This window comes from Brachyspira sp. (genome assembly GCF_050873525.1).
In the GTDB taxonomy this organism is placed as follows: Bacteria; Spirochaetota; Brachyspiria; order Brachyspirales; family Brachyspiraceae; genus Brachyspira.
Map to the genome: position 1 here is coordinate 1 of NZ_JBNMIZ010000006.1, position 23,413 is coordinate 23,413.

General features: G+C 29.1%; 39 protein-coding genes. 22 read left to right on the forward strand and 17 right to left on the reverse strand.

Translation table 11 applies throughout. The features are described 5' to 3' along the window. Positions 1-10: 10 nt before the first annotated feature. The 17 genes from yicI to vapC form a co-directional block, all read right to left on the reverse strand. On the reverse strand, positions 11-2,296 hold the full coding sequence (yicI, locus tag ACR0QS_RS00875; RefSeq protein WP_432631557.1) for an alpha-xylosidase: 2,286 nt from the start codon (positions 2,294-2,296) through the stop codon (positions 11-13). 35 nt (positions 2,297-2,331) lie between these two features. Continuing rightward, positions 2,332-3,168 (reverse strand): carbohydrate ABC transporter permease, encoded by an 837-nt coding sequence (locus tag ACR0QS_RS00880; protein ID WP_432631558.1) that lies wholly within the window; start codon positions 3,166-3,168, stop codon positions 2,332-2,334. Then, entirely contained in the window at positions 3,165-4,055 is an 891-nt protein-coding gene (locus ACR0QS_RS00885) for a carbohydrate ABC transporter permease (RefSeq protein WP_432631559.1), read from the reverse strand. Before ACR0QS_RS00885 ends, ACR0QS_RS00880 begins: the two co-directional genes overlap by 4 nt. A gap of 79 nt (positions 4,056-4,134) precedes the next feature. Further along, entirely contained in the window at positions 4,135-5,343 is a 1,209-nt protein-coding gene (locus ACR0QS_RS00890; RefSeq protein ID WP_432631560.1) for an ABC transporter substrate-binding protein, read from the reverse strand. A gap of 11 nt (positions 5,344-5,354) precedes the next feature. Beyond that, complete coding sequence (locus ACR0QS_RS00895; RefSeq protein ID WP_432631561.1) at positions 5,355-5,516, reverse strand: hypothetical protein; 162 nt, start codon at positions 5,514-5,516, stop codon at positions 5,355-5,357. A gap of 184 nt (positions 5,517-5,700) precedes the next feature. Further along, positions 5,701-6,396 (reverse strand): 4-hydroxy-tetrahydrodipicolinate reductase, encoded by a 696-nt coding sequence (gene dapB, locus ACR0QS_RS00900; protein WP_432631612.1) that lies wholly within the window; start codon positions 6,394-6,396, stop codon positions 5,701-5,703. A gap of 5 nt (positions 6,397-6,401) precedes the next feature. Continuing rightward, on the reverse strand, positions 6,402-7,286 hold the full coding sequence (dapA, locus tag ACR0QS_RS00905; protein WP_432631562.1) for a 4-hydroxy-tetrahydrodipicolinate synthase: 885 nt from the start codon (positions 7,284-7,286) through the stop codon (positions 6,402-6,404). Between the two features lie 78 nt (positions 7,287-7,364). After that, a complete protein-coding gene (locus ACR0QS_RS00910) occupies positions 7,365-8,567 on the reverse strand; it encodes a M20 metallopeptidase family protein (protein WP_432631563.1) in 1,203 nt (400 codons plus the stop codon). 2 nt (positions 8,568-8,569) lie between these two features. Next, a complete protein-coding gene (gene hisIE, locus ACR0QS_RS00915; protein ID WP_432631564.1) occupies positions 8,570-9,229 on the reverse strand; it encodes a bifunctional phosphoribosyl-AMP cyclohydrolase/phosphoribosyl-ATP diphosphatase HisIE in 660 nt (219 codons plus the stop codon). 1 nt (position 9,230) lies between these two features. After that, complete coding sequence (hisF, locus tag ACR0QS_RS00920; RefSeq protein ID WP_432631565.1) at positions 9,231-9,986, reverse strand: imidazole glycerol phosphate synthase subunit HisF; 756 nt, start codon at positions 9,984-9,986, stop codon at positions 9,231-9,233. A gap of 12 nt (positions 9,987-9,998) precedes the next feature. Beyond that, entirely contained in the window at positions 9,999-10,712 is a 714-nt protein-coding gene (gene hisA, locus ACR0QS_RS00925) for a 1-(5-phosphoribosyl)-5-[(5-phosphoribosylamino)methylideneamino]imidazole-4-carboxamide isomerase (RefSeq protein WP_432631566.1), read from the reverse strand. A gap of 15 nt (positions 10,713-10,727) precedes the next feature. Continuing rightward, positions 10,728-11,351, reverse strand: a complete 624-nt coding sequence (gene hisH, locus ACR0QS_RS00930; RefSeq protein WP_432631567.1) for an imidazole glycerol phosphate synthase subunit HisH — start codon at positions 11,349-11,351, stop codon at positions 10,728-10,730. Between the two features lie 14 nt (positions 11,352-11,365). Then, positions 11,366-11,953: an imidazoleglycerol-phosphate dehydratase HisB gene (gene hisB, locus ACR0QS_RS00935; protein ID WP_432631568.1), complete on the reverse strand. Its 588-nt coding sequence runs from the start codon at positions 11,951-11,953 to the stop codon at positions 11,366-11,368. Between the two features lie 30 nt (positions 11,954-11,983). After that, entirely contained in the window at positions 11,984-13,042 is a 1,059-nt protein-coding gene (gene hisC, locus ACR0QS_RS00940; protein ID WP_432631569.1) for a histidinol-phosphate transaminase, read from the reverse strand. Between the two features lie 117 nt (positions 13,043-13,159). Continuing rightward, entirely contained in the window at positions 13,160-13,453 is a 294-nt protein-coding gene (locus ACR0QS_RS00945) for a hypothetical protein (protein ID WP_432631570.1), read from the reverse strand. A gap of 20 nt (positions 13,454-13,473) precedes the next feature. Further along, a complete protein-coding gene (locus tag ACR0QS_RS00950; protein WP_432631571.1) occupies positions 13,474-13,995 on the reverse strand; it encodes a Panacea domain-containing protein in 522 nt (173 codons plus the stop codon). Between the two features lie 108 nt (positions 13,996-14,103). After that, positions 14,104-14,505 carry a type II toxin-antitoxin system tRNA(fMet)-specific endonuclease VapC gene (gene vapC, locus ACR0QS_RS00955; RefSeq protein WP_432631572.1) on the reverse strand — a complete coding sequence of 134 codons (402 nt, stop codon included), beginning with the start codon at positions 14,503-14,505 and terminating at the stop codon, positions 14,104-14,106. Positions 14,506-14,865: 360 nt separating this feature from the next. On the opposite strand from vapC, the gene ACR0QS_RS00960 reads away from it, so the two are divergent. Genes ACR0QS_RS00960 through ACR0QS_RS01065 form a run of 22 tightly spaced genes read left to right on the forward strand, consistent with a single transcriptional unit; the run spans position 14,866 to position 23,385 of the window. Beyond that, on the forward strand, positions 14,866-15,351 hold the full coding sequence (locus tag ACR0QS_RS00960) for a hypothetical protein (RefSeq protein ID WP_432631573.1): 486 nt from the start codon (positions 14,866-14,868) through the stop codon (positions 15,349-15,351). Further along, positions 15,329-16,468 carry a hypothetical protein gene (locus ACR0QS_RS00965; RefSeq protein WP_432631574.1) on the forward strand — a complete coding sequence of 380 codons (1,140 nt, stop codon included), beginning with the start codon at positions 15,329-15,331 and terminating at the stop codon, positions 16,466-16,468. Before ACR0QS_RS00960 ends, ACR0QS_RS00965 begins: the two co-directional genes overlap by 23 nt. Beyond that, the gene (locus tag ACR0QS_RS00970; RefSeq protein ID WP_432631575.1) at positions 16,461-17,348 is read left to right on the forward strand and encodes an ATP-binding protein; all 888 of its coding nucleotides are present in this window, start codon (positions 16,461-16,463) and stop codon (positions 17,346-17,348) included. Before ACR0QS_RS00965 ends, ACR0QS_RS00970 begins: the two co-directional genes overlap by 8 nt. Beyond that, a complete protein-coding gene (locus ACR0QS_RS00975) occupies positions 17,348-18,226 on the forward strand; it encodes a hypothetical protein (RefSeq protein ID WP_432631576.1) in 879 nt (292 codons plus the stop codon). The genes ACR0QS_RS00970 and ACR0QS_RS00975 overlap by 1 nt, the downstream gene beginning before the upstream one ends. Before the next feature lie 9 nt (positions 18,227-18,235). Beyond that, positions 18,236-18,397: a hypothetical protein gene (locus tag ACR0QS_RS00980; RefSeq protein ID WP_432631577.1), complete on the forward strand. Its 162-nt coding sequence runs from the start codon at positions 18,236-18,238 to the stop codon at positions 18,395-18,397. Then, positions 18,390-19,154: an N-6 DNA methylase gene (locus ACR0QS_RS00985; protein ID WP_432631578.1), complete on the forward strand. Its 765-nt coding sequence runs from the start codon at positions 18,390-18,392 to the stop codon at positions 19,152-19,154. The genes ACR0QS_RS00980 and ACR0QS_RS00985 overlap by 8 nt, the downstream gene beginning before the upstream one ends. A gap of 12 nt (positions 19,155-19,166) precedes the next feature. After that, positions 19,167-19,445 (forward strand): hypothetical protein, encoded by a 279-nt coding sequence (locus ACR0QS_RS00990; RefSeq protein ID WP_432631579.1) that lies wholly within the window; start codon positions 19,167-19,169, stop codon positions 19,443-19,445. Positions 19,446-19,448: 3 nt separating this feature from the next. Further along, positions 19,449-19,751: a hypothetical protein gene (locus ACR0QS_RS00995; RefSeq protein ID WP_432631580.1), complete on the forward strand. Its 303-nt coding sequence runs from the start codon at positions 19,449-19,451 to the stop codon at positions 19,749-19,751. Continuing rightward, the gene (locus ACR0QS_RS01000; protein ID WP_432631581.1) at positions 19,681-20,022 is read left to right on the forward strand and encodes a hypothetical protein; all 342 of its coding nucleotides are present in this window, start codon (positions 19,681-19,683) and stop codon (positions 20,020-20,022) included. Before ACR0QS_RS00995 ends, ACR0QS_RS01000 begins: the two co-directional genes overlap by 71 nt. Further along, the gene (locus tag ACR0QS_RS01005) at positions 20,019-20,231 is read left to right on the forward strand and encodes a hypothetical protein (protein ID WP_432631582.1); all 213 of its coding nucleotides are present in this window, start codon (positions 20,019-20,021) and stop codon (positions 20,229-20,231) included. The genes ACR0QS_RS01000 and ACR0QS_RS01005 overlap by 4 nt, the downstream gene beginning before the upstream one ends. Then, positions 20,228-20,719 (forward strand): hypothetical protein, encoded by a 492-nt coding sequence (locus ACR0QS_RS01010; protein WP_432631583.1) that lies wholly within the window; start codon positions 20,228-20,230, stop codon positions 20,717-20,719. The genes ACR0QS_RS01005 and ACR0QS_RS01010 overlap by 4 nt, the downstream gene beginning before the upstream one ends. Before the next feature lie 12 nt (positions 20,720-20,731). Next, the gene (locus ACR0QS_RS01015) at positions 20,732-21,067 is read left to right on the forward strand and encodes a hypothetical protein (protein ID WP_432631584.1); all 336 of its coding nucleotides are present in this window, start codon (positions 20,732-20,734) and stop codon (positions 21,065-21,067) included. A 2-nt stretch (positions 21,068-21,069) separates the two neighbouring features. Beyond that, positions 21,070-21,228, forward strand: coding sequence for a hypothetical protein (locus ACR0QS_RS01020; RefSeq protein ID WP_432631585.1), 159 nt, complete (start codon positions 21,070-21,072; stop codon positions 21,226-21,228). A gap of 1 nt (position 21,229) precedes the next feature. Further along, positions 21,230-21,445: a hypothetical protein gene (locus tag ACR0QS_RS01025; protein WP_432631586.1), complete on the forward strand. Its 216-nt coding sequence runs from the start codon at positions 21,230-21,232 to the stop codon at positions 21,443-21,445. 1 nt (position 21,446) lies between these two features. Then, positions 21,447-21,602 (forward strand): hypothetical protein, encoded by a 156-nt coding sequence (locus ACR0QS_RS01030; RefSeq protein ID WP_432631587.1) that lies wholly within the window; start codon positions 21,447-21,449, stop codon positions 21,600-21,602. Positions 21,603-21,604: 2 nt separating this feature from the next. Then, positions 21,605-21,730 carry a hypothetical protein gene (locus ACR0QS_RS01035; RefSeq protein ID WP_432631588.1) on the forward strand — a complete coding sequence of 42 codons (126 nt, stop codon included), beginning with the start codon at positions 21,605-21,607 and terminating at the stop codon, positions 21,728-21,730. After that, entirely contained in the window at positions 21,705-22,013 is a 309-nt protein-coding gene (locus tag ACR0QS_RS01040; protein WP_432631589.1) for a hypothetical protein, read from the forward strand. Before ACR0QS_RS01035 ends, ACR0QS_RS01040 begins: the two co-directional genes overlap by 26 nt. Beyond that, positions 22,013-22,213 (forward strand): hypothetical protein, encoded by a 201-nt coding sequence (locus ACR0QS_RS01045; RefSeq protein ID WP_432631590.1) that lies wholly within the window; start codon positions 22,013-22,015, stop codon positions 22,211-22,213. The genes ACR0QS_RS01040 and ACR0QS_RS01045 overlap by 1 nt, the downstream gene beginning before the upstream one ends. A gap of 3 nt (positions 22,214-22,216) precedes the next feature. Continuing rightward, entirely contained in the window at positions 22,217-22,603 is a 387-nt protein-coding gene (locus ACR0QS_RS01050) for a hypothetical protein (RefSeq protein WP_432631591.1), read from the forward strand. Continuing rightward, positions 22,593-22,838 (forward strand): hypothetical protein, encoded by a 246-nt coding sequence (locus tag ACR0QS_RS01055; RefSeq protein WP_432631592.1) that lies wholly within the window; start codon positions 22,593-22,595, stop codon positions 22,836-22,838. The genes ACR0QS_RS01050 and ACR0QS_RS01055 overlap by 11 nt, the downstream gene beginning before the upstream one ends. 39 nt (positions 22,839-22,877) lie before the next feature. Then, entirely contained in the window at positions 22,878-23,063 is a 186-nt protein-coding gene (locus tag ACR0QS_RS01060) for a hypothetical protein (protein WP_432631593.1), read from the forward strand. Continuing rightward, positions 23,056-23,385 (forward strand): hypothetical protein, encoded by a 330-nt coding sequence (locus ACR0QS_RS01065; RefSeq protein ID WP_432631594.1) that lies wholly within the window; start codon positions 23,056-23,058, stop codon positions 23,383-23,385. Before ACR0QS_RS01060 ends, ACR0QS_RS01065 begins: the two co-directional genes overlap by 8 nt. Positions 23,386-23,413 lie beyond the last annotated feature (28 nt).

The following is a 23,413-nucleotide window of genomic DNA, read 5'->3' on the forward strand; positions in this document are numbered from 1 at the left end:
ATAATCATTATCAAATTTTAAATACCAATTCTTTCTGATTTTTCTTGGCATCTAAAGTATATATATTTCCATTATAATGCAGAGTCGCTTTCCAATCAAACAGAGCGTTAGTAGTTTCTATTTTCACTGTATTACTTTCTACTTTTGCTTTAACGATTGCAGACAAATTATTTGTTATAGAATATATTTTAGTTTCAATATAATTTGATAGTTCGAATATATGATAATTAATATTATCCAAATATTCATAATCGCATTTTTTACTATTGTTTCCCATAGCTATTATAGAGTTGTTTTTGGCTAATAATGGCATACTCATATAATCATGCTTCTCTTCTATCCACTTACCAGATTTTGAACAATCATATAATTTATTATTTATTATATTAGTCCATTTACCTTCTGGTAAGTAATAAGAGGCTACGCTTTTATCGTTAAAAATTGGTGCTACTAAAATACTATCTCCAAACATATACTGCAAATCGAGATACTTGCAAGTTTCATCATTTTCAAATTCAATTACCATACTCCTCAAAAGAGGTATTCCCGTATTATGAGCGTAAACAGATTGAGCAAATATATACGGCATTAATTCGCATTTTAAATTTGTAAATTTCCTGAGAACATCTACTGATTCCTCATCAAAATTCCAAGGCACTCTATAACTCTTACTTCCATGCAGTCTACTATGAGAAGATAATAAACCGAAAGCTACCCACCTTTTATATAAATCGGGAGTAGCTGTGGTTTCAAAACCGCTTATATCGTGACTCCAAAAAGCGTATCCGCTCATAGCCAAAGAAAGTCCTCCCCGTAAAGTCTCTGCCATAGACTCGTATGTAGCTGTAGAATCTCCTCCCCAATGAACAGGAAATTTTTGCCCTCCAACCGTTCCAGAACGAGCGAAAACTAAAGCATTATCTTTACCAAATCTTTTTTCTAATACTCCAAAAACGCATTGATTATATAAATAAGTGTAATAATTATGCATTTTTAATGGGTCTGCTCCATTGTAATATTCTATATTTTCCCAAGGTATTCTCTCCCCAAAATCTGTCTTAAAAGTGTCAACTCCCAAGTCTATTAATTCTTCTAATTTTTTAGAATACCATTCATAAGCTTTAGGATTTGTAAAATCTACAACAGCCATTCCAGACTGCCATCTGTCCCATTGCCATACATCTCCATTAGACTTTTTTATAAAATATCCATTTTTTTTGCCTTCTTCAAACATTTCAGATAGTTGCCCTACATAAGGATTAATCCAAACGCATATTTTTATATCTTTATTTTTTATATTTTGTAAAATCGCTTTTGGGTCCTTAAAATTTTTATCGTCAAACTTCATATTACACCATCTAAAAGCTTTCATCCAAAAACAATCAAAATGAAATACATTTATAGGTATATTTCTATCTATCATACCATCTATAAACGAATTAACTACTTTTTCATCATAATCGGTAGTAAACGAAGTGCTAAGCCATAATCCAAATGTCCATGCTGGCGGAAGGGCTGGCTTTCCCGTCAATGTAGTATAATTTTCAATTACTCCTTTCATTGAATTAGAAGCGATAAAATAATATTCTAAAACTTCGTCTTGTATTGAAAATTGAGTTTTTGAAACAACTTCAGTTCCTATTTCATACGATACTGGTCCGCTATCATTTACTAATACGCCATATTTTCTATTGGATATAAAAAATGGAACATTTTTATAAGCTATTTCTGTGCAAGTGCCTCCATCTTCATTCCACATATTTACAGTTTGCCCATTTTTTAAATAAGCTGTAAATCTCTCGCCCAATCCATAAATATATTCGTTAGGAGATATATTAAGCATTTCTCTTATATGCGTCCTTTCTTTTTCATCAATTATATAAGCAAGTCCATGCTCTTCGCTTGAAGTTAAATATTCGCCGTTATAATAATATCCCATAAACCATGTTTCGCCTTTTTTGATAACTACACTCGCTTTTCCAGAAGTAAACTTTACAATATCGTCATTTTCTTCTATAGAAACTTTTACATCGCTATTTTCATTTATATCAAAATGTGGCTCTCTATCAACTTTTCCGTCATGATGAACTGCTCTAACTTTAATAACATCTTCAAGAGGCGAAGATATAGTTACTGTCAATATAGAAATATTTAAAGTATCCGCATTTTGTTTTATAAACGTTGTTGGAGCTATTATAGTAAGATAATTTTCATGTTTATGAATTTCATAAACATGTCTTGCCCTATTTATTTTTACTCCTTTTTTTACTTCCCACATACCGTCTAAAAATTTCATTTTATATTCTCCTTTATGTTTTTAATTTTTATATTTTAACCTTTAACAGAACCTTCTAAAATTCCGCCAACTATATATTTTTGTAATAATACAAATATTATCACTACAGGAAGAACGAGCAAAACCGAATAAGCCATTATTCTGTTCCATTGAGTTCCGTAAGTAGTAATAAAATGGTATATTCCCGCCGTCATAGGTCTTAAATTTTCCTTATTATTAAATGTCATGGAAAATATTAAATCGTTCCAAGCCATTATAAATGAAAACGAAGCCGCCGTTATTAGCCCTGGTTTAGATATCGGGAGAAATATTTTTAAAAATATTTGCAGAGGATTGCAACCATCTATTTTCCCCGCTTCCTCAAGTTCTTTTGGCATTCTTATAAATATAGTTCTCATTATTAATATTGTAAAAGGAATTGAAATAGTAGCTGTAGCTATTATAGGTCCTATATAAGAATTAATAATTTTTAATTTTGTAAACATTATAAATAAAGGCGTAAGTATTAACGAAGTAGGTAGAAGCTGCGTCATTAGAAAAACTAAAAGTATAGATTTTTTAAAAGGTATTTTAAATCTTGCTATACCGTAAGCGCAAGGTATAGATAGAATTAATGATAATACTGTAGAAAAAATGGCTATGATAAACGAATTAAAAAACGATTTTAATATATTTCCATTTTTAAACTGGTCGGCATAACTCGAAAAATCTATTGTTTGGGGCAATAAAGTCGTGGTTTGTGAAAATATTTCTGCTTCGCTCTTAAACGAACTAAAAAATATTATCAATAATGGGAACAAAAATACTACTGTTATGATTATTCCTACAACGCTTAAAATAATTTCCCTAATTAATTCTCTTTTTATTTTCATTCTCCAACCTCCTCTTTTGAAGTTAATCTGACATATATAAAGCTTATAATTATCAAAAATAATGCCAATATATTAGCTACAGAAGCACCTTGACTAAAATAATAATACTTAAAAGAAAGCAAATAAGAATAAGTTGAAAGGACTTCCGTAGAATTAACGGGGCCACCAGCCGTCATAGTAAATACCAAATCAAAAACCTTAAAAGTATATACAAATCCTAAAACCAATACTGAAAGTATGGCTGGTTTTATCATAGGGATGATTATAAAAATAAGTCTTTGCCAAGCTACCGCTCCGTCTATTTTAGCGCTTTCAATTATGCTTTCTGGAACATTTGAAAGCCCCGTTGATAATAATAGCATATTAAACGGTATGCCAACCCAAGAATTAGCGAGTATAACTCCCCACATAGCCGTATTTTGATTTGAAAGCCATAGAATAGGCTGTTGTAATATTCCTAAATTTTGCAAATAGCTATTAATAATTCCTGTTTCTGATAGCATAAATCTGAATATTAACGCTGTAGCAATGGTAGGCATCATCCAACTGATTATTATAATGCCTTTCAAAAATCCAGCTATTCTAAATTTTAAATTAAAAAATAAAGCCATCAAAAATCCCAATGAAAATTGTATTATTAAACACATAACGGTATAAAATAAAGTATTTTTTATCGTTATAAAAATTAAATCGGAAGAAAATAAATTCTTGTAATTTGCTAACCATACAAATTTCTTTGAAGCGCTTCCTATATTTGTTAATGTTGTATCTTGAAATGATAAAATAATATTATAAACTATTGGATAACCAACAAATATCAACATATAAATAAGAGCTGGAATAATAAATAACATTTCAAAAATCGTAAATTTTCTTATCTTTTTCATAATTAATCCTATAAAATAAAAATTTTAATTTGCCTAAAGAATAAATAATTACAATCTTCAGGCAAATATTAAATAAATTTTAATTAGACGCGTTAATCTGGTCTATTAATTTTTGAGCGTCATCTAATGCCTGTTTCGGAGTTTTATTTAAAGTAATACTCTCATGCTCGGCGTTTATCATAATTGAGGATATTTCTGGCCATTTAGTATGAGGTCCTCGTGGAACGGCATATTGAACTTCTTCTGCAAACACTTTCATAATTGGGTCGTCTCCATACATAGCTTCTATATTTACATCAGATTTTGGAGAAAATTTTCTTATTTCTTTACAATATCTTTCGGATACTTCGGTGCTTATAAACCATGATAAAAATGCCCATGCTCCTTCAACATTTTTACCTTTCAATATCGTAAAATTTTCTCCTCCTAAAACTGATGCGTATTTTTTATCCATAGGAATTTTTGCCACTCCCCAATTTTTATTAGGAGCGTTTCTTTTAATAGATGGAATTATCCAATTACCGTTAACCATCATAGCAGCGTTTCCAGAATTAAATTGTTTTTCTATATCGCCCTGTCCCCATATTAATAACTCTTTACTTGCATATCCGTTTTTTACCAAATCGGTTAAAAATGTTAAAGCTCTAACGCCTTCTGGAGTATTTATTTTATTTATATTTCCTCCAGCAGATATTATCCATGGTAAAAGTTGAAAAGTTCCCTCCTCATTTTTAACTCCGCTCCAAACCAACCCTTTTCTACTTCCAGAAGTTAATAATTTAGCGGCTTCCTCCAACTGCGCCCAATTTGTAGGAACAGATAAATTATTTTCTATAAATAAATCTATATCATAAAATAATGCCAAACAGGTTATAGCTTGAGGCAGCCCGTATATTCTATCGTTATATCGGACAGAATTTAAAGGGCCATCTAAAAATTTATTATCTTCCCAATTGTTAAATCTATCAGTTATATCTTCAAAAAGCCCCGATTGAGAAAAAGATGCTTGGTCGGGATTATCTATCATGCCTATATCTGGCAATTCTCCAGCGACAAGTCCCATAGCATATTGTTTTAACAATTCCTCTCTTGGAACATATTCAGGTTTAACTAAATATTTATCTTGTATAGAATTAAATTCATCTATATATTTATAGAAACTCCCTACATCTATTTCACTAAAATAATGCCAAAGAGTTACGATTTGTTTTCCATCTTTAGTGGTAGAATCGTTATTTCCACAACTAAATACAAAAATTAACGAACAAAATAATAATAACTTTTTCATGATTTTTCTCCTTAATTGTTATAATTTTTAGCTATAAATTTGAAATCATATATTACGATTTCACAGCCTATTCTTGCCAAAAAATAATGGCAATTTGATAAACTTTCCATAGTTTTATTTGCTATGGTTTCGGACGCGTTACAAAACGCTTTTTTAATACTTTTACAATTCATTTGTTACCTCTAATAATTTTATTAATAAAATGAATTTACTTAATCTATATATTAATTAAATCATCTTACTAATACAAGTATAATATATTTCGTAATATTTGTCAATACCTAAATTAAAATTTTTTTTAATTTTGAAAGAAATTTATTATTAAATTATGGTATTTATATCTAATTTTCACACATTTTAGGATAAAACATCTTTCATACTATATAAATTAGGCTTTTTTCCAATCAAAAATTTAGCCGATTTTATAGCTCCATGAACAAATATTTTTTTCGACATAGCCGTATGTTTTATTTCTATAGATTCATCGTCTCCGTAAAAAATAACTCTATGCTCGCCGACTACCGAACCTCCTCTAATCGAATGCATGCCGATTTCATTTTTATCTCTTTTATGATTTCCTTCCCGTCCGTTTACTAAATTCATTTTATTTTCCAAAGTTTCGTTTATTATATTGAATAAAGTTTTTGCCGTTCCGCTCGGAGAATCCGCTTTTTTATTATGATGCGTTTCCAAAATTTCTATATCGAAATTATTTAATATCGCGGAAATTTTTGAAACCAAATCGTTCATTAAATTTATTCCAATAGAAGTGTTTGACGAAAGCAGTATTGGAATTTTAGAAGAGGCTTCTTTAATTTGACCCAATATTTTATCGTCATAACCCGTAGTGCAAATCACTATCGGAATATTATTATTAACGGCAAATTTAAGCATATTCGGAATTCTTGAAAAATGCGAAAAGTCTATTATTATATCGCCTTTTTCTTCGGTTAATTCGTCCGCAAATCCCGTTATCTCCAAATCTTCTTCGGTTTCGGCAACGGATTTTAAAAGAGAACTCATCGTTCCCCTTCCATGAATAATTATTTTAATTTTGTTCATTTTTTAACTCCGTATTTTTTTATTATCTCTTTAACATGCTCTTTATTTTTTTCGCTTAATGGTCCCAAAGGCGAACGACAGTCTCCAACTTCAAAACCGAGTATATTCATTGCGTATTTTATAGGCACGGGATTAACTTCTATAAACATCGCTCTTATTAAATCTATAAAATGTATTTGAGTTTTAACCGCCTCTTTAATGTTTCCGTTTAGATAATTCATAACCATATCATGATTTTCTTTAGGAACGATATTGCTTGTCACCGATATTACGCCTTTTCCTCCCAAAGCAAGTATCGGAGTAACCATATCGTCATTTCCAGAATATAAATCTAAATTAGGAACTTCGCTTGCTATATCCGCCGTATAACTTATATCCCCGCTCGCTTCTTTTATCGCTTCTATATTTGAAACTTCCGATAATTTTTTAATCACAGAAATTGGAAGTTTAACTCCCGTCCTCGAAGGCACATTATACATTATAATCGGGCATTTTGCCGCGTTTGCGATTTGCGTAAAATAATCTATTAAACCGCTGTCGTTTCCTTTATTATAATATGGAGTAACCGCCATAATCGCGTCCGCTCCGTATTCGTAGGATTTTTTCGTAAGCTCTACCGCTGTCGCCGTGACATTAGTTCCCGTTCCAGCAATAAGCATAGTTCTTTTATTTGTAACTTCTATGCAGAATTTGATTACTTCTATTCGCTCTTCTCTCGTCAAAGTCGCGCTCTCTCCCGTAGTTCCCGCGGCAATTATAGCGTCTACTTTATTTGCTATTTGAAATTCTATAAGTTCGGCTAATTTTTTATAATTAACCTGCCCGTCTTTTGTAAACGGCGTTACCAAAGCTACGCCCGCTCCCGTAAATAATGATGACATATTAATCTCCTTAATTTTAAATTTTATTTATTCTATAAAATTTTATTTAATTTTTTATTCTTATATTTTAATTTATTTTTAATTTTTTATAAACAGCTCTTTTTTATTATAAGTTTCGTAAACATTAACTATTTGAATATTTACTCCTATATTTATCGCTCTTTCGTCTACATCAAATAATCCGTTATGAATTGGAATATTTAAATTTTCGTTTGAAACTCCCAGACTAAAAAAAGCGCCCGAAACTTTTTGAAGATAATAACTAAAATCTTCCGTAGTCATATTAGCGTTTTCTTCTATAAAAACATTTTCTTTTCCCAATACCGAAAAACCGCTTTCTTTTACAATATCTACCGCTTCCGCGTGATTAATAATCGCGGGATAGGAAGGCATATTTATAAACTCCGCTTTTGCGCTAAAAGAGTCCGCCGTATTTAAAACGATTTTTTCTATCATAGATAATCTTTTTTTTCTTTTTTCGTCATCGCATAACATTCTTATTATTCCTTCCATTTGAACGAAATCGGCTACTACATTTCTTGCGCTTCCTCCTTTTATAGTTCCGACATGAAGCCTTATACTTCCGTCCGTGAAAGCCGAAATAAAATTATGCAATTGATTTAAAATATTTGTGGCAATTATTATCGCGTCTATTCCTTCGTAGGATTTTGCGCCATGCGAAGATTTGCCAAATATTTTAATATCAAACATATTCGAGCTTGCATACATAACTCCGTATTTTACGCTTATTTGTCCCGCTTTTATTTCGGGGCGAACATGCAAACCGTAAATTACATTGACATTATCCAAAGCGCCTTCGTCTATCATAGGTTTTGCGCCTCCCGTAGTTTCTTCGGCGGGCTGATAAATTAATCTTATATTGCATGGAGGTTTTACTTCTGAAAAATATTTTGCTATTCCCGTTAAAATTGCTGTATGAACATCATGTCCGCAGGCATGACATTTTCCTTTTTCTTCCGAAGAATATTCGCAGTTTTTCAAATCTCTTTTCAAATCGTCCATCGGAAGAGCGTCCATATCCGCCCGAAAAGCTATAGTAAAATTTTTGTCCGCTCCTTCGATGTCAGCGATAATTCCCGTTTTTGCAATTTTAGTTTTATGTTTTATATTAAAAGATTTAAGAATAGACGAAATTTTTTCCATAGTTCTAATTTCTTCAAAGCCTAATTCTGGATGTTTATGGATATCTCTTCTCAAATCAATTAAAAATTCTCTCATTGAATCAAGCGAGGATTTTATTAAATCGTTATCGTATATCATATTTATTTCCCCATGCTTTCCTGCTTGACTTTCTTATCAACAACAGACCTTTTTGCAAGTTCGTCTTTTATATCGTTTAAAGTTATATTTTTTTCAACCATTAAAACGAGACTATGATAAAATAAATCGGCAAGTTCGTATATAGTTTCTTCTTTGTTATCGTTTTTAGCTCCAATTATAACCTCTGAAGATTCTTCGCCTATCTTTTTTAATATTTTATCAATTCCGCTATTAAAAAGATAAGTCGTATACGAGCCTTCCGTATTATTTATTTTTCGTCCTCTTATAAGTTCGTATAATTTATAAACCGAAAAATCTTTGTAATTTTCTTTTTCGTAAATTTCGTTCATAAAACAAGATTCCGCTCCAGTATGACATGCGGGACCTTCTTTAATAACTTCCACAACCAAAGCATCGTTATCGCAATCGCTTTTAATATTCTGTATATGCTGATAATTTTTTGAAGTCTCTCCTTTTCGCCAAAGTTCTTTTCTGCTTCTGCTATAGAAACAAGTTTTGCCTTCGTTAATGCTTATTTCCAAACTTTCTTTATTCATGTAGGCTAAAGTTAAAACTTCTTTTGTATAATAATCGATTACTATAGCGGGAATTAATCCCTTTTCGTCAAATTTTAATTTTTCAATATTTATAATGTTTTTCATTTTACAATCTCACTTTTATATTATTATTTTTCAAATATTCTTTCAAATCTTTTATATCTATTTCTTTAAAATGAAATATCGAAGCGGCAAGTCCAGCGTCTACTCCTTTCACTTCAAAAACTTCTTTAAAATGTTCCATCGTTCCCGCTCCTCCAGAAGCGATTATTGGAATTGAAACATTATCCGCTATTTCTTTTAATAAATCTATATCGAAACCGTTTTTAATTCCGTCCGTATCGATACTGTTTATCACGAGTTCGCCCGCTCCGTTTTTCTCTCCGTTGATAACCCATTCTATAGCATCAATATTAGTATTTTCTCTTCCGCCTTTAACGAAAACCGAATATTTTTGTCCGATTTTTTTTATATCAACGGAAAGAACAACGCATTGATTTCCGTATCTTTCCGCAGCCTCTCTTATCAAATTTGGATTTTTTACCGCTCCAGAATTTACGCTAACTTTATCCGCTCCAGATTTTAAAACTCTGTCAAAATCTTCTATTTTATTTATTCCGCCGCCAACCGTTAATGGAATAAAAATTTCTTTCGCTACTCGCTCGAGAGTTTGAACGAATAAATTTCTATTTTCGTAAGAAGCGGTTATATCGTAAAAAACGAGTTCGTCCGCCATTGAATTATTATAATATTTCGCAAGCTCAACGGGGTCGTTCACATCTTTAAGCCCGACAAAATTTGCGCCTTTTACTACTCTTCCGTCTTTAACATCCAAGCATGGTATAATTCTTTTCGTTATCATTTTTAATCCAAATTATTTTGAAATTTTTATTATTTCTTTCAAATCTATTTTTTTTTCGTATATAGCCTTTCCAACAATAGCGCCGTCAATTTTCATTTCTTTAAGTTTAATAATTTCTTCTTTATAAGTTATTCCTCCCGAAGCGATTATATTGCAAGAAACTTTATCTTTAAGTTCTTTATAAATATCCAAATTAGTTCCCGAGAGTTTTCCGTCTTTTGATATGTCGGTATATATTATAGTTTCAATTCCTATGGAGTCAAATTTCTTGCAACAATCTACAGAATCCTCTTTTTTAATTTCTTTCCAGCCTTTAACCGCTACCATTCTATTTTTTGCATCAACCGAAACGGCAATATTTTTTTTATACTTTTTTATCATTTTCTCCAAAAAATCCAAATCTTCAAAAGCTATAGTTCCGAGTATTATTCTTTTGACTCCAATATCCAAATATTTTTTTATAGTTTCTTCGTTTCTTATTCCGCCACCGACTTGAGTAAATAAATCGCATTTTTTAATTATTTTTTCTATTGTATTAAAATTAAAAGTATTTCCTTCGCTTGCTCCGTCCAAATCGACAATATGCAAATTTTCACTTTTGCATTCTATAAAGAAATCTAAAACTTCCATAGGATTCGTGAAATAAGTTTTTTTATTATTATAATCTCCTTCGGTTAGTCGCACCACCTCTCCGTTTTTCAAATCTATCGCTGGAAATATTTTCATTTATAAGTTTCTCCTTCAAATCAAATCTTTAAAACCTTTAAGTATATTAAGTCCCGTATTTCCGCTTTTTTCGGGATGAAATTGTATTCCGTAAATATTATTTTTTTTAACGACTGCGGGAATTTCAATATCGTATTCCGAATCGGCTATTATACTTTCCGCGCAGTTTTTAGCGTAATAAGAATGAACGAAATAAACGAATTCTTTATTTTTAATATATTTAAAAATTTTATCTTCTTTTTTTATATTCAAATTATTCCAGCCCATATGCGGAACTTTCAATTCTTTATTTTTTAAATCTTTTTCTATCGGGCAAATCTTTCCTTTTATCAAACCAAGTCCTTCGTATTCTCCGTATTCGTAGCTTTTATCGAAAAACATTTGCATTCCCAAACAGATTCCTAAAATTATTTTTCCCTTTTTGCTTTCTTCAATTAAAGTTTCTTTTAAAATTCCTTCGTTCTTTTTTTCCAATTTTTCAATCGCGTCTCTAAAAGCTCCGACTCCCGGCAGAATTATTGCGGCGGATTTTTTTATAATATTTTCATCGTCCGTTAATTTATTTTCTATTCCGACATAATTTAAAGAAGACATTAAAGAAAATAAATTTCCGACTCCGTAATCTATTATCGCAACCATTTTTTATAAACCTTTTATAACAAACCTTTTGTTGACGGAATTTCGTTTTTATATTTTTCGTCTATTTCTACCGCTTGGGCGAGCGCTTTTGCAAAACCTTTGAAAATAGATTCTATAATATGATGAGTATTTTCTCCATGAAAAGTTTTTACATGCATCGTTATATTCATGGAATTAGTAAAAGCGATAAAAAATTCTTTAACTAATTCCGTATCAAAATCTCCGACTTTTTGATTGATTAAATCGGATTCAAAAATCAAATGACTTCTTCCGCATATATCAATCGCAACCAAAGTCAATGCTTCGCACATTGGCATAAAAAAATTACCGTATCTTTTTATTCCTTTCAAATCTCCCAAAGCTTCGGCAAAACATTTTCCCAAAACGATTGCCGTATCTTCAACGGAATGATGATAATCAATATGAATGTCGCCTTCGCATATAGTTTCCAAATCGAATCTTCCATGTCGAGCGAATAAATCGAGCATATGGTCTAAAAATCCGACTTTAGTTTTATTTGAATATTTTCCCGTTCCGTCTATATTTAATTTAATTTTAATTTTCGTTTCGTTTGTGTTTCTTTCAATTTCCGATTTTCTCATTTTAAATTCTCCATAAAATAAAAATAAAATTTAATTAATAATTTCTTTTATAGCGTTTATAAAAATAATCATTTCTTCGTCAGTTCCGACAGTTACTCTTATAAAATTATTAATAATATCCTGTTTAAAATATCGAACTAAAATTCCTTTGTCTTTCAATTTCAAATAAATATCTTCTGCAAAAATTTTATCATGCGATACGAATAAAAAATTTGATTTTGAATCTAAAACTTTAAATTCTAATTTTTTTAATTCTTCTTTAGTTTTTTCTCTCGTGTTTATAATTTTTGAAACTGATTCTTTAAAATATTCTTCGTCTTTAAAAGCTTCGATTCCCGCCAAAATGGAAAGTCGATTTATCGTATAAGAATTGAAAGAAAATTTTATATTTTTTAGTCCTCTTATCAATTCTTTATTTCCGAGCGCAAAGCCCAAACGCATTCCCGCCAAACTTCTCGATTTTGAAAAAGTTTGGATAACGAGCAAATTATCGTATTTATTTATGAGTTGAATTGCCGACTCTCCGCCAAAATCTATATAAGCCTCGTCTATTATCACGACATTATTCAAATTGGTTTTAATTATTTCTTCTATTTCGTTTAATTTAAGTAATATTCCCGTAGGAGCGTTTGGATTTGCAATAATTATTCCAGAGTCCAAATTTTTAAAATCATTTATATCGATGGAAAAATTTTCTTTAAGAGGAATTTTTTTTTCTTCCAAATCGAACAAATCGGAATAAACCGAATAAAAACTATAAGTTATATTTGGATAATAAATTTTATCTCCTTTATTGAAAAATGCCACAAAAGAAAAAGCGAGTATTTCATCCGAACCGTTTCCTATAAAAATATTTTCATTTTCGAGTTTATATTTTTTCGCAATAATATTTTTCAAATCGCTAATATCGGGGTCGGGATATAATCTCAAATCGTCAAAATCGCTTTCCGTTATAATTTTTTTTACATTTTTTGACGGCGGATAAGGAGACTCGTTCGTATTAAGTTTAATATATTTTTTATCTTTAGGCTGCTCCCCTTGAACATAAGGAATAACCGAATTTGCTTTATCGCTTAAAAATTTATTCATAATAAAATCTGCTTTATATAATTTTTTGTATTATTATATATGATATTTAATATAAATAAAAGCGTTTAATAAAAATAAGTTTGCATTGAGATTATAATTTAATAAGGAATTTTTAGATTATTTTTTAATTTTAGATATTTCTCTTTCGCCAGTAGATTTATCTTCTATCATCATGCATATAATCTTTTTTATATTTTTAATTTTGTCATATTTTATAACCAGACTTACAAATATGTTTGAATTAAAACCGTCCGATTTTATTATATAAACATCTAATTTATCGTTATAATAAGTTTCTTCGCTTCTATACATTCTCCAGCATAAAGCGTTAAATATATCGTTTAATTGAGGGTAAACTTTATTTTTTTCTTCTAAAAAAGAATCAATATCTCTCGTATCAATTTCAAGCATACGCAAACCAAAACAATTAACTATATTTTATAACCAATAGCTTTTTCTATGCATTCTATATCAATTTCGTTTATCTCGCCAAGATTAGCAGCGTAAATCGTATATAATGGTATTTCTTCGCCTATAGCCGCCATTTCCCAAATTTCGTTATGAGTTTCTTCGCTTATTTTTTTAGCCGTATAATCGTTGCAAATAGTTTCTCTATAAGCATTTAATACATCGACTTCCTTGCCATTTAAACAAGTCAAATCGACATCTTCCAAACTGAAAAAAACCGTGTGATTATAAGAATCGTATTTCTTTTTTGATATCGCAATTTTACCTTCATTTTCAAGTTCTTTTAATATATTTATTATATTTTTTGGAACTGGTCCAAATTGTCTTTTAATATAAATATCGTTCGTTATAGATTTTTTTTCTTTTAAAAATATTTCTCCATCCGAATAAAATAATATCTTATTAAGTTTTATAGAGCCTAAAGTTAACGGATTTTTACAACTGTCTATAATATAATGAACGGCGGATTTATATTTTTCATTCATATTTTTACCTCCGATTAATCTAATTATATTTTAGTATAAATATCGTATTTTTCAAGTATAAACAAAACAAAATAAATGATTTCAATTGCAAATATTATAATCAATAATTTAAACCCAATTCTCTGCTCTCAAACCTTTTATGCGCTTAAATTCTTTTAAATTATTCGTAATAAGCGTAAAATCTTTTGCAAGTGAACATGATGCAATAAGCATATCCATAGAACCTATAATTTCTCCTTTATTTTCAAGTTCAGTTCTTATTTTTCCATAAGCCAAAGCGCATTCAATATCGAATTCCACAATATTAAACGGAGATAAAAAATTATTCAAACTTGATAAATTTTGCTCTCGTTTAGAACTTTTATAAACTCCGTAATAGAGTTCCGATACGGTAATACCTGATATTGCAATTTCGCCAAAACTATAACTTTCTAATTTTTTTCTAACATTTAACGGTTTATTTTTAATAATATAAATGCAAATATTAGTGTCAAGCATTAGTTTTTTCAAAATAAATCCTCTCGCTTTTGAATATTTTGATTAAACTCTCTGCTATCTAAAATTTTTGTAAAATCTTCGGAGAATTCGTCCAAATTATCAAACCAGCTTTCCCATATATATTTATTTTAACGATTTTAAGATTCGTAAAATATATATTATCTCCTATAGCTCATGTTTATCATGAGCTATGCATTTTTATTAACAGTCTTATTTATAATAAAAATGTCGATTCTAAATATAGCGACAAAAAGCAAATTGCTTCAAAAATAAATACAACTCGATTATCTACTATAGATAATACAAAAGAAAAATATCTTAAAACTGCTAAAAATCTTTTTAGCGTAAAAAAAATAAAAAGCGAGGTAAATAATGACAACATTAAAAAATGATAATTTAAAAATTGCAGAGCTTTGGCAAGAATTATTTTCTTTAAGCTATAAACAAAATCTGTTAAACGATTTTGGTAGTCGTTTATTTCTATTTAGAAAAGAGCTTAATTTAAATGAATTAGAAATAGAGTTTATAGTAAAAATCTATTGCTTCAAAGGACGCTCATGCGAAGAATTAAAATCCGAGCAAGGCGTAGATATGCTTAAAGATTATAAAGAGCAAGAAGAAAGTTTGAAACAAAAAAAATATTTAGTGATAAGAGAAGAAAAAGCGGAAAGAGACGGAGTAGAAGGAATAAGAATATTTTACGATTTCAAAACTCTACTCAATGAATTAAATAAACTTGCGAAAGAATATTTTGAAAAACTTTCAGTTAGAGTTCATGAATTACAAAAAGAAATTGAAAATATAGAAAAAGAAAAATTGGAAAAGGTGGACGATTATGAATCAACTTCAATTAATTAAACCAGAATTGCAAAAGACGGAAGAATTTTTTAAAAATTATTGGGGTGAGGAGTTTATGTATAGCGGACTTGCGATACTCCCTCAAGTTCTGCTTGACAGCAGAGTAGAGCTTAATCTATCGCATGCGGAACTTTATTTTATCGAAAAAGTTTTTACTTTAAGTTTCAGAGGTTTTGTATTTATAAAAGATAGAGATATATCTATTTATAATGCAAGAAACATAACGACTATTAGAAAAAGATTAAAAGAAAAAGGGTATTTAGATTTTGAAGTTCGAGATAACGAAGATAGAAATCGAGGCGTTATCTACGACTTTAGCGGACTTAAAAAAGCGGTTGCGGAGCTGGTAAAGAATAACGAAAAACTTCGCAATACAATCGCATATCTTGAAAGCGACAGCGAAACTCCCGATTTATTTTCTTCTCTTTACAAAGATTTAAAAAAAGAAATTAAAAAAGAAAACAAAAAAAATAAAGAGAATAAAGAAATAAAGAAAGATAAAGCTATAGAAGTAAAAGAAACTAAAGAAGAAACAAAAAAAGAAAAAACCGAAAGCGTTAGTAAAGAAATAATCGAAAATATAGAATTCAAAAGCGCTCGTTTATTAGCAGATTCGGATAATGAAAATAATTCTAAAAATAAAAGCGAAGAAGATATATTTATCGAACAGTATAATCAGCTTCATATAAAAGTTTTAGGTTTTGATTTACTTACTAATAAAAGCAATATTCAAAAATTAAAAAAATATTTGATTAAAGATTATAAAGACAGAAAAAGAACAGTTGGGATGGCATTTGATATTGCAGAAAGAAGTTTCTTGAAATTAAGCGACAAACAAAAAACATCTCTAAAATTGCAAGATTTGGTGAGGCAGGCTTTAGCGGGAATATTGAATATAGAAACAAAAACGCGTAAAGTTCCGCGAGGCGCTTTCGTAATGAAAACGCTTCTTGACAAAGTAAAAAGCGGAAAAGATTTTAAAACTGAATATGAGAAATTCGAGAGCGTATTAAACGAAGATATATACGCAATAAACGAAGAAAATTATAAAAAAAATAGATTAATAGAAGAAAAATATAAACAAAAATATCAAGAAAAATGGGGGAAGGATGACTAACAAAATTATATCTATAAAAGATTTTCAAAATTTACAAGATTATAAAATTTCTTTAGAAAGAGATTTTATAAAAGCGAGAAACGGCAAAGACCCGAACTGCCGAAAATGTGACGAAAAAGGATATTTGAAAGACGCTTATAAAACAAAAGTCGGCGATAAAGAAATATCTTTTAATTCAGTATGCGACTGTGTTCGATACGATAAAAATAAAATCGAAGAACAGTTGCAAAGACTAAATATAACTATAAAGCAGTATCGAGCGATTTTTGGACAGTTAGACGAAAATATGACATTAGATATATATGCGAAAGATTATCGTCAAAACGAACTTATAGAAATGTTTAAAAATTATTTAGAAGTATCTTCTCCAGCTTCGATACTTCTATACGGAGAATCGAAAAGCGGGAAGACTACAATTTTAAGACTGCTTTGGCAAATATACGCTATCAATAAAGTAAACGCGTTTTATTTGAAAGCGTCTTATTTTGAGAAAATGTATAAACAGTTATATACGAGTAAATCCGCAAACGATATTCAAAGCGCGATTAATTCTAAAATAGAGAACGCTAAAAAATGCGATATTCTTTTGATTGACGATTTAGACAGTATCGGATTTGCGACAGCGAAAAACGGTTATTATGAGATATTCGATTATTTGAATAGACATGATAAAAAAGTAATTATGACTTCAAACTCTTATATAGAAGATATATTAGAAAAACTAAAAGAGAAAAAAGATAAAGACTCAATAAGAATGGCAGATAAAATTATTAGCAGAATGTTAGGGCTTGGACTCATTCAATTAGAGCTTAAAAAATACAATCCGCCTCAAAAAACGATTATTAAAAGAAAAACTTTTGAAAATAAAAAAGAGGCTTGATGATGTTTGATTTGCATATAACAAGAAACGAAAAAGGAATATACGAAGTCGCTTATAAAACAGAAGACAAACAAGAAGCTTTTAAAATCTGCGATATTCTCGAAGCGTTAAACGAGCAAGAATTAATGCAGTCTTATGAAGTATTAGAAAAAAAAGAAGAAGATATTGAAAACAAAAATATAATAGACGATAGCGAATACGATATAGAAACTAATACATATAGATATAAAGATAATAATCAAAATATTAAAATAGATTTCAATAAATGTCCTTTACCGCCTTTTAAAAATACGAGTTGGGCTTTAGTTTCTACTGTTTATTTAAAGATATATTATAAAAATCCAAAATTGCGACAAGAATATAAAGAAAAAATATTGCAAGAATGGAAAAAGCGAGGCGAGGACGAAAATAATTTAATCGAAAATAAAGATGCTAATATTGATAATAAGAGAAGCGAGCTTACGAATAAAGAAGAATTAGAATTAAAAAAAGCGGAAATAAATAAAAAAATTGAAGCGATAAAAAGAGGCAGAGATTTATTTTCTTTATCCGATGACGAGCTTAAAAAAATTATCGAAATAGATATATATGACGATACGGCTTTGCATATTTTGAAAGGACGAGAATTCAATAGAAAACAAAAAGAAGAACGAGAAAAAGAAGAACAGGAAAAACAAAAAAAAGAAACATTAAAAGAAAACAAAGACGGAATAATCGAGTTTGGCGAAAGCGACAATAAAGAAAAAGAAAATAAAAAATCGGAAAAATTGGAAGATGACCCGCTCTCGAAAAATAATAACGATTGGAGCAGCGCAGATTTGGAAGACGGCGAATATATGTTTGACGATGACGAAGAGGACGGATTCAGATTCGAGTAAGGAGTGAAAATGATTGACTTAAGAAAAATTAATAAAATAAAATTGTTATGTATTTATTGTAATGAAAATAATATAAATGCGAAAGTGACGAAAGATATAAACGCTTTAATGAAAAAACTGCAAGAAAAAATGAGAGAACATGAGAAAAGCAAGGAAGAAAATAATGGCTAAAATCAATATACAGAAATATAAAGATATTTATAACGAGATGCAAGCTGTTGCAGAAAGCGTTTCTATTTCAAAAGTATTTTACGATTTTATAGAAATGTTCGCTTTAGAAATTGCAATAAAAATCGGACATATTAAAAGTCAAGAAAAATATAATCAAACAAAATCTCATTATAAAGAAAAAGATTTAATTCATTATAATAATTTTAAAAGTTTAGTTATAAAAGAATTTCAAAATAATCGTTTTCAAGATGTTTTCGGAGTATTATTTCATGAATTATTATTGCATAACGATTTTAAAGGACAGTTCTTTACGCCATACTCGGTTTCGTTAGCGATAGCAAAAGCGAGTATTACCGAAGAAGATTTGCAAAATAAAGATTTTCTATTTATGAACGAACCCGCATGCGGAAGCGGAGGTATGATTATAGCCGCTTCTCAAATTGTAGAAGAATTAAATTATAACTATAGCGAAAAAATGATTTGGCTTGCGCAAGATATAGATATATATTGCGTATATATGTGTTATGTTCAATTAAACTTGACAGGAATTGCAGCAATAGTTCAACATTCTAATTCTTTAAGTGTAGAAGTATTTGAAAGTTTTTATACGACTGCTTATTTACTTAATAACTGTAAAGCGAGATTGGAAAATAAATTTAAAGAAAATAAAACTCTTGAAATAATTCGAGAGATGGAAAATGAAAAATCCGAAAGCGAAACGAAAAATAAAGAAGAACAATTTAATTTTAATTTTTAAAAGAGGTATTAAATGAAATTAACATTTGAATATTACGATAAAAAACAAACATATAGCGATACTGCGAAAGATGAGGCTTTTTTAGCTATAGCAATGAAAAAGAATAAAAACAATGATTATGAAATACGACATAATCATAGCGGAACAGGTGCGGAGATTTCTTTAATGCTTATTCATTTGCTTTGTGATGTTTATAAAGCTGCAGATTGTAGCGATAGTTTAATGAAAGATATTTGGAAGAATTTTCAAAAATACAAAAACGATAAAATAACATCTGTAATAATGGAGTAGAAAATGTTTTATTATAAATTTGGTTATGTAGTATTTGAACGAAAGATAAAAAAGAGCAACTGCGAAAATTGTAAAATAAGATTTAACTGTGTCGGTTATATAGCGAAAGAATATGTTAAAGAGAAAAGAGAAATTAAAAAGCTGATAGAAAAAAGCTGGGATAAAGAAACTTGGAATATGATTAATAAAAAATCTATAGACATGAAAAACATGAAAGCGAGGGAGTATTTTAAAAATGGCATGGAAAATGATAACGGATACAAAAATTATAGACGGCGAGATTTACGAAGAAGCGGAATATTTTAAAAATAGCAAAGTGAAAATTATACATGCTTCTATTTTCTTTAAGCAAGTAGACTCTAATTTTAAGAAAGTTTACGATGCTTTAAGAATTATAGAATCGAAATATAAAGACGCTATCGAGATAAAAATTAAACTTGTAAAACTTCAAAAATCCGAAGCGGACGATTTGCATGTAGTATTTAATAATAGAGCGATTTATAAAGATTGTCATAAATTAGACACTTATATTTATATAGTCGATAAAATTTTAAATAAAAAGAGAGGTAAGAAATGAAAGGTAAAACAACAAAAAACATTAATGCAGTATTTGACACAAGCAAGTATAAAAAGAAATATCTAAACTGCGAGATTATTTTTAGCGACAAGAAAGGTAGATTAAAACTAGAACATGTTACGATAGCTATGTTCAAAAAAGCGATAGAGTTCGGTTTTGAAATAGATTATATAAAAATCGACAATAAAAAATACGGAGCTGTAATATGATTAAATATTTAAGAAGTTTCTTCGATTTGACGAGCGAGCAACGAGAAGAAATGCTAAATTGGGTAAACGAAATAGTAAAAAAATATAAATTAAACGATGTATGCGAAATGATAATATTTCATTTATGCATGCAGTATTGTTTCGATTTATATTCCGAACTCGATTTAGATTATTTTTATTCAAATTTTTATAGCGATAAAGAAACTATCGACAAAAATATAGAGCGACTATTTAAAAAAAGCATTGTCGGATACATAAGAAACACACAAGAGAGAAAGTCTATATATTTGAGAGACGAAATAATTAAAAAGTTTGACGAAAATTTTGAGGAAGGATTTTCAACGCATAGCGATAAAAACATTGTCGACTTTTTAGAAGAAAATAAAGATAGAGAAGATTTTGCAATAATAGACATGAATACTGATAAGCAAGTAAGCGTTCAAGAAGCTGTAGATATTATGATTAAAAATAGCAGTATTCAAAATTAAGGAGATGTAAACATGACTAAAAACAAAGAAAGACAAAAAGAATTAAAAGAAAAGATTAAAAAATTGGAAAATGAAGTAAATAAATTATCGCAAGTAATATCAAAAAAATGCAAAGAAACTGATAAATTGCTTGATAAAAGACAGTCATTACAAGAAAAATTGAATAGAGCGAGAATGGAAGTGAGAAATAATTTTACTGTTCTAATTAGATTTACTGATACTCTTAAAGAAAAAGAATGCGATACGCTAAAAAGCTGTTATTATTTTATAAATAATTCAATCGTTAATCGTAAAGATACTCAATTTATAAAAATAGAGTTTAATCATCCGAACGAGCAAGGAGAATAAAAATGGCGACAATAGAAGAATTACAAAACGAATTGACAGTAATTCGCACAACCGAAATTGAAACATTGAAAGATTGTTTAAGTTTTATAGAAAAATCGATAAAAGAAAATAACAAAATATATTATATCACTATAGATATAAATAAAGAAATCGAGGTTTGAAATGAGCTATACAGAACAAAGAATAAAATTAGAAAAAGACGGCGCTGAATGGTTTGACACTTTAAGAAAATTAAAAGCGCTTACAAAGTCGATAGTATTAAACGAAGCATTAGACGAACTCGAACTTACAGATATGAGAGATAATATAAGAATTTTTTTCGCTTTAATAGAACATGAATTGCAAGAATTTAAAAATAAAAAATCGAAGGAGAATTGAAATGACAGTTTTAATAAGTAAAGAAATGCAAACCGAAATAGATTTTATTTATAATCTATATAAAAAAGGTTTTGTAAAATGTGAAGAATTGCAAAAAATAATTAATTTTTTCGCAGAGAGAAGAGCGAGAGAAGATAACAAAAATAAGCGAGGTTAAACATGATTAAAAAGATTAAATTATTTCTACTTAAAATACAGATAACGATATACGAATATCAAGCAAAAAGAATTGCAAAAGAATATTGGAGGGAATTAGATAATGAAAGACGAAACAATAAAAACTAATTGCATAAATCGAGCCAAAAGAGATTTTAAAAAACATGTTCGGGTGCATAATTTTGCTTTATACAGTTTATGCACAGTTATAAGAAAAGTATTTAATTTTGAAACTATAATCAATAACGGAAAAATAGATTTTGAAATGGGCGGTTGCACTTATAACGCTTATTTGAGTCGCGGTTATATTGTTTTAGAAGAAGCGGACAACACTACGATAGAAAATGTCTGGACTACTGAAAGTGTCGAAGAGTTTATAGATTTAGTTAAAGATTTGCGGGAGGATAACTAATGTTAATAAAAGATAAAGACGGAAATGTTATAATTGAAAATAAAGAAGTTCAAAATGCTTTAATCGAAGCTATAGTAAAAAATGCAATGATTGATAAAGAAAATTATAAAATGTTCGGCGAGATTAAAGTAACTGTAAATAATAGAGTTATTTTAGTTCAAGAAGAAGATTTAAAAGAATATTTTTTAAGGCAGGTTTGAAAAATGGGAATAGCGTTTAAAGATTCGGTTTTAAGAGAAACTGTTTCTAATATCCGAAAGATTTTAGAAAAAGAATTTATTTTTAAAGCGTTTGATAGCGATATAGACGGCGAAGGAAACAGAACTATAATAGCGTCTATATTATATATGTTTTTAATAGAAATATTTTCGCATGAAAAATATATTAATAAATCTGATAGTAAAATAATTGATTATTGTATGATTGATGTAAATTACGATATCGAACGCACGGAAGAATTAATCGAGCAAGTATTATATTTCTTAAATTGCTTAACAAGAAAAAATATTTTAATTAAGAAAAGAAGAAATAAAAAAAATTATTATAGTTTTAATAAATCATATTTGGAGAGTATAAAAAATGAAAGATAATCAATATTACGAAGACAGATTATTTTATAGAAGAAGATTAGCTTTATCAATTTTGTTAGAGCTTAAAAAAGAAAAAAGAAAAGTGGAAATTATGGACTCTACAGGTATCGAATATAGCATAGACGAAGCGATTGAAGTCGTAAGAAGCGAAATATTAAACGATGCTTTAAAAGAAAGCGATTTGAAAGTGTATATACATGAAAAATCTAAAGCGAAGGCAGGTAAAATAAAATGAGCGAATTTAGCAAGAGAGAAATTAAAAAAAAATATAAAAATGTATAAAGAAAAATTAAGGTTGTTATATAGCGCTAAAAAAGATTTTGACGAAGCTATACGACTTAATCCTAATGCGTCAGAATTTTTTAATAATAGAGCGAAGTGTTTAATGTCAATAAGCGAGTATGAAGCAAATTTAAAATTTTGGCGAAATGAATTAAAAGAGGTAGCTGAAGATGAGTGAAATACCAATCGTGAAATGTAAATATTGTCAAAGAGATTTTAAAGAAGATAGAGTTATGATGTTCGATTCAGGTTTAAAGAAACATTATATCTGTTCTGCTTGCTACAATAAAGCTATAATACAATTCGATACTGCTTTTGCGTTATTAAGAGACGAAGAAAGTAGCAAAAAAAGATATAAACGACAATATTTTGAAAGCAGAAGTTTAACAGAACTTATACATGCTTCAAATAAACATTATATAAATCATAGAATAGTCGCAGTATTCAAAGAAGAAAATAAATATATTGCGATTGTGGAAAAGGAGATAAAGGATGAATAAATTAAAAGCAGATATATTAACAATAATC

Excerpts from the sequence above, each read along its gene's own strand:
- yicI (WP_432631557.1), bottom strand. The coding sequence starts at position 2,296 with ATGAAATTTTTAGACGGTATGTGGGAAGTAAAAAAAGGAGTAAAAATA.
- ACR0QS_RS00880 (WP_432631558.1), bottom strand. The coding sequence starts at position 3,168 with ATGAAAATAAAAAGAGAATTAATTAGGGAAATTATTTTAAGCGTTGTA.
- ACR0QS_RS00885 (WP_432631559.1), bottom strand. The coding sequence starts at position 4,055 with ATGAAAAAGATAAGAAAATTTACGATTTTTGAAATGTTATTTATTATT.
- ACR0QS_RS00890 (WP_432631560.1), bottom strand. The coding sequence starts at position 5,343 with ATGAAAAAGTTATTATTATTTTGTTCGTTAATTTTTGTATTTAGTTGT.
- ACR0QS_RS00895 (WP_432631561.1), bottom strand. The coding sequence starts at position 5,516 with ATGAATTGTAAAAGTATTAAAAAAGCGTTTTGTAACGCGTCCGAAACC.
- dapA (WP_432631562.1), bottom strand. The coding sequence starts at position 7,286 with ATGTCATCATTATTTACGGGAGCGGGCGTAGCTTTGGTAACGCCGTTT.
- ACR0QS_RS00910 (WP_432631563.1), bottom strand. The coding sequence starts at position 8,567 with ATGATATACGATAACGATTTAATAAAATCCTCGCTTGATTCAATGAGA.
- hisIE (WP_432631564.1), bottom strand. The coding sequence starts at position 9,229 with ATGAAAAACATTATAAATATTGAAAAATTAAAATTTGACGAAAAGGGA.
- hisF (WP_432631565.1), bottom strand. The coding sequence starts at position 9,986 with ATGATAACGAAAAGAATTATACCATGCTTGGATGTTAAAGACGGAAGA.
- hisA (WP_432631566.1), bottom strand. The coding sequence starts at position 10,712 with ATGAAAATATTTCCAGCGATAGATTTGAAAAACGGAGAGGTGGTGCGA.
- hisH (WP_432631567.1), bottom strand. The coding sequence starts at position 11,351 with ATGGTTGCGATAATAGATTACGGAGTCGGAAATTTATTTTCTTTAATG.
- hisB (WP_432631568.1), bottom strand. The coding sequence starts at position 11,953 with ATGAGAAAATCGGAAATTGAAAGAAACACAAACGAAACGAAAATTAAA.
- hisC (WP_432631569.1), bottom strand. The coding sequence starts at position 13,042 with ATGAATAAATTTTTAAGCGATAAAGCAAATTCGGTTATTCCTTATGTT.
- ACR0QS_RS00945 (WP_432631570.1), bottom strand. The coding sequence starts at position 13,453 with ATGCTTGAAATTGATACGAGAGATATTGATTCTTTTTTAGAAGAAAAA.
- ACR0QS_RS00950 (WP_432631571.1), bottom strand. The coding sequence starts at position 13,995 with ATGAATGAAAAATATAAATCCGCCGTTCATTATATTATAGACAGTTGT.
- ACR0QS_RS00960 (WP_432631573.1), top strand. The coding sequence starts at position 14,866 with ATGACAACATTAAAAAATGATAATTTAAAAATTGCAGAGCTTTGGCAA.
- ACR0QS_RS00965 (WP_432631574.1), top strand. The coding sequence starts at position 15,329 with ATGAATCAACTTCAATTAATTAAACCAGAATTGCAAAAGACGGAAGAA.
- ACR0QS_RS00970 (WP_432631575.1), top strand. The coding sequence starts at position 16,461 with ATGACTAACAAAATTATATCTATAAAAGATTTTCAAAATTTACAAGAT.
- ACR0QS_RS00975 (WP_432631576.1), top strand. The coding sequence starts at position 17,348 with ATGATGTTTGATTTGCATATAACAAGAAACGAAAAAGGAATATACGAA.
- ACR0QS_RS00980 (WP_432631577.1), top strand. The coding sequence starts at position 18,236 with ATGATTGACTTAAGAAAAATTAATAAAATAAAATTGTTATGTATTTAT.
- ACR0QS_RS00985 (WP_432631578.1), top strand. The coding sequence starts at position 18,390 with ATGGCTAAAATCAATATACAGAAATATAAAGATATTTATAACGAGATG.
- ACR0QS_RS00990 (WP_432631579.1), top strand. The coding sequence starts at position 19,167 with ATGAAATTAACATTTGAATATTACGATAAAAAACAAACATATAGCGAT.
- ACR0QS_RS00995 (WP_432631580.1), top strand. The coding sequence starts at position 19,449 with ATGTTTTATTATAAATTTGGTTATGTAGTATTTGAACGAAAGATAAAA.
- ACR0QS_RS01000 (WP_432631581.1), top strand. The coding sequence starts at position 19,681 with ATGGCATGGAAAATGATAACGGATACAAAAATTATAGACGGCGAGATT.
- ACR0QS_RS01005 (WP_432631582.1), top strand. The coding sequence starts at position 20,019 with ATGAAAGGTAAAACAACAAAAAACATTAATGCAGTATTTGACACAAGC.
- ACR0QS_RS01010 (WP_432631583.1), top strand. The coding sequence starts at position 20,228 with ATGATTAAATATTTAAGAAGTTTCTTCGATTTGACGAGCGAGCAACGA.
- ACR0QS_RS01015 (WP_432631584.1), top strand. The coding sequence starts at position 20,732 with ATGACTAAAAACAAAGAAAGACAAAAAGAATTAAAAGAAAAGATTAAA.
- ACR0QS_RS01020 (WP_432631585.1), top strand. The coding sequence starts at position 21,070 with ATGGCGACAATAGAAGAATTACAAAACGAATTGACAGTAATTCGCACA.
- ACR0QS_RS01025 (WP_432631586.1), top strand. The coding sequence starts at position 21,230 with ATGAGCTATACAGAACAAAGAATAAAATTAGAAAAAGACGGCGCTGAA.
- ACR0QS_RS01030 (WP_432631587.1), top strand. The coding sequence starts at position 21,447 with ATGACAGTTTTAATAAGTAAAGAAATGCAAACCGAAATAGATTTTATT.
- ACR0QS_RS01035 (WP_432631588.1), top strand. The coding sequence starts at position 21,605 with ATGATTAAAAAGATTAAATTATTTCTACTTAAAATACAGATAACGATA.
- ACR0QS_RS01040 (WP_432631589.1), top strand. The coding sequence starts at position 21,705 with ATGAAAGACGAAACAATAAAAACTAATTGCATAAATCGAGCCAAAAGA.
- ACR0QS_RS01045 (WP_432631590.1), top strand. The coding sequence starts at position 22,013 with ATGTTAATAAAAGATAAAGACGGAAATGTTATAATTGAAAATAAAGAA.
- ACR0QS_RS01050 (WP_432631591.1), top strand. The coding sequence starts at position 22,217 with ATGGGAATAGCGTTTAAAGATTCGGTTTTAAGAGAAACTGTTTCTAAT.
- ACR0QS_RS01055 (WP_432631592.1), top strand. The coding sequence starts at position 22,593 with ATGAAAGATAATCAATATTACGAAGACAGATTATTTTATAGAAGAAGA.
- ACR0QS_RS01060 (WP_432631593.1), top strand. The coding sequence starts at position 22,878 with ATGTATAAAGAAAAATTAAGGTTGTTATATAGCGCTAAAAAAGATTTT.
- ACR0QS_RS01065 (WP_432631594.1), top strand. The coding sequence starts at position 23,056 with ATGAGTGAAATACCAATCGTGAAATGTAAATATTGTCAAAGAGATTTT.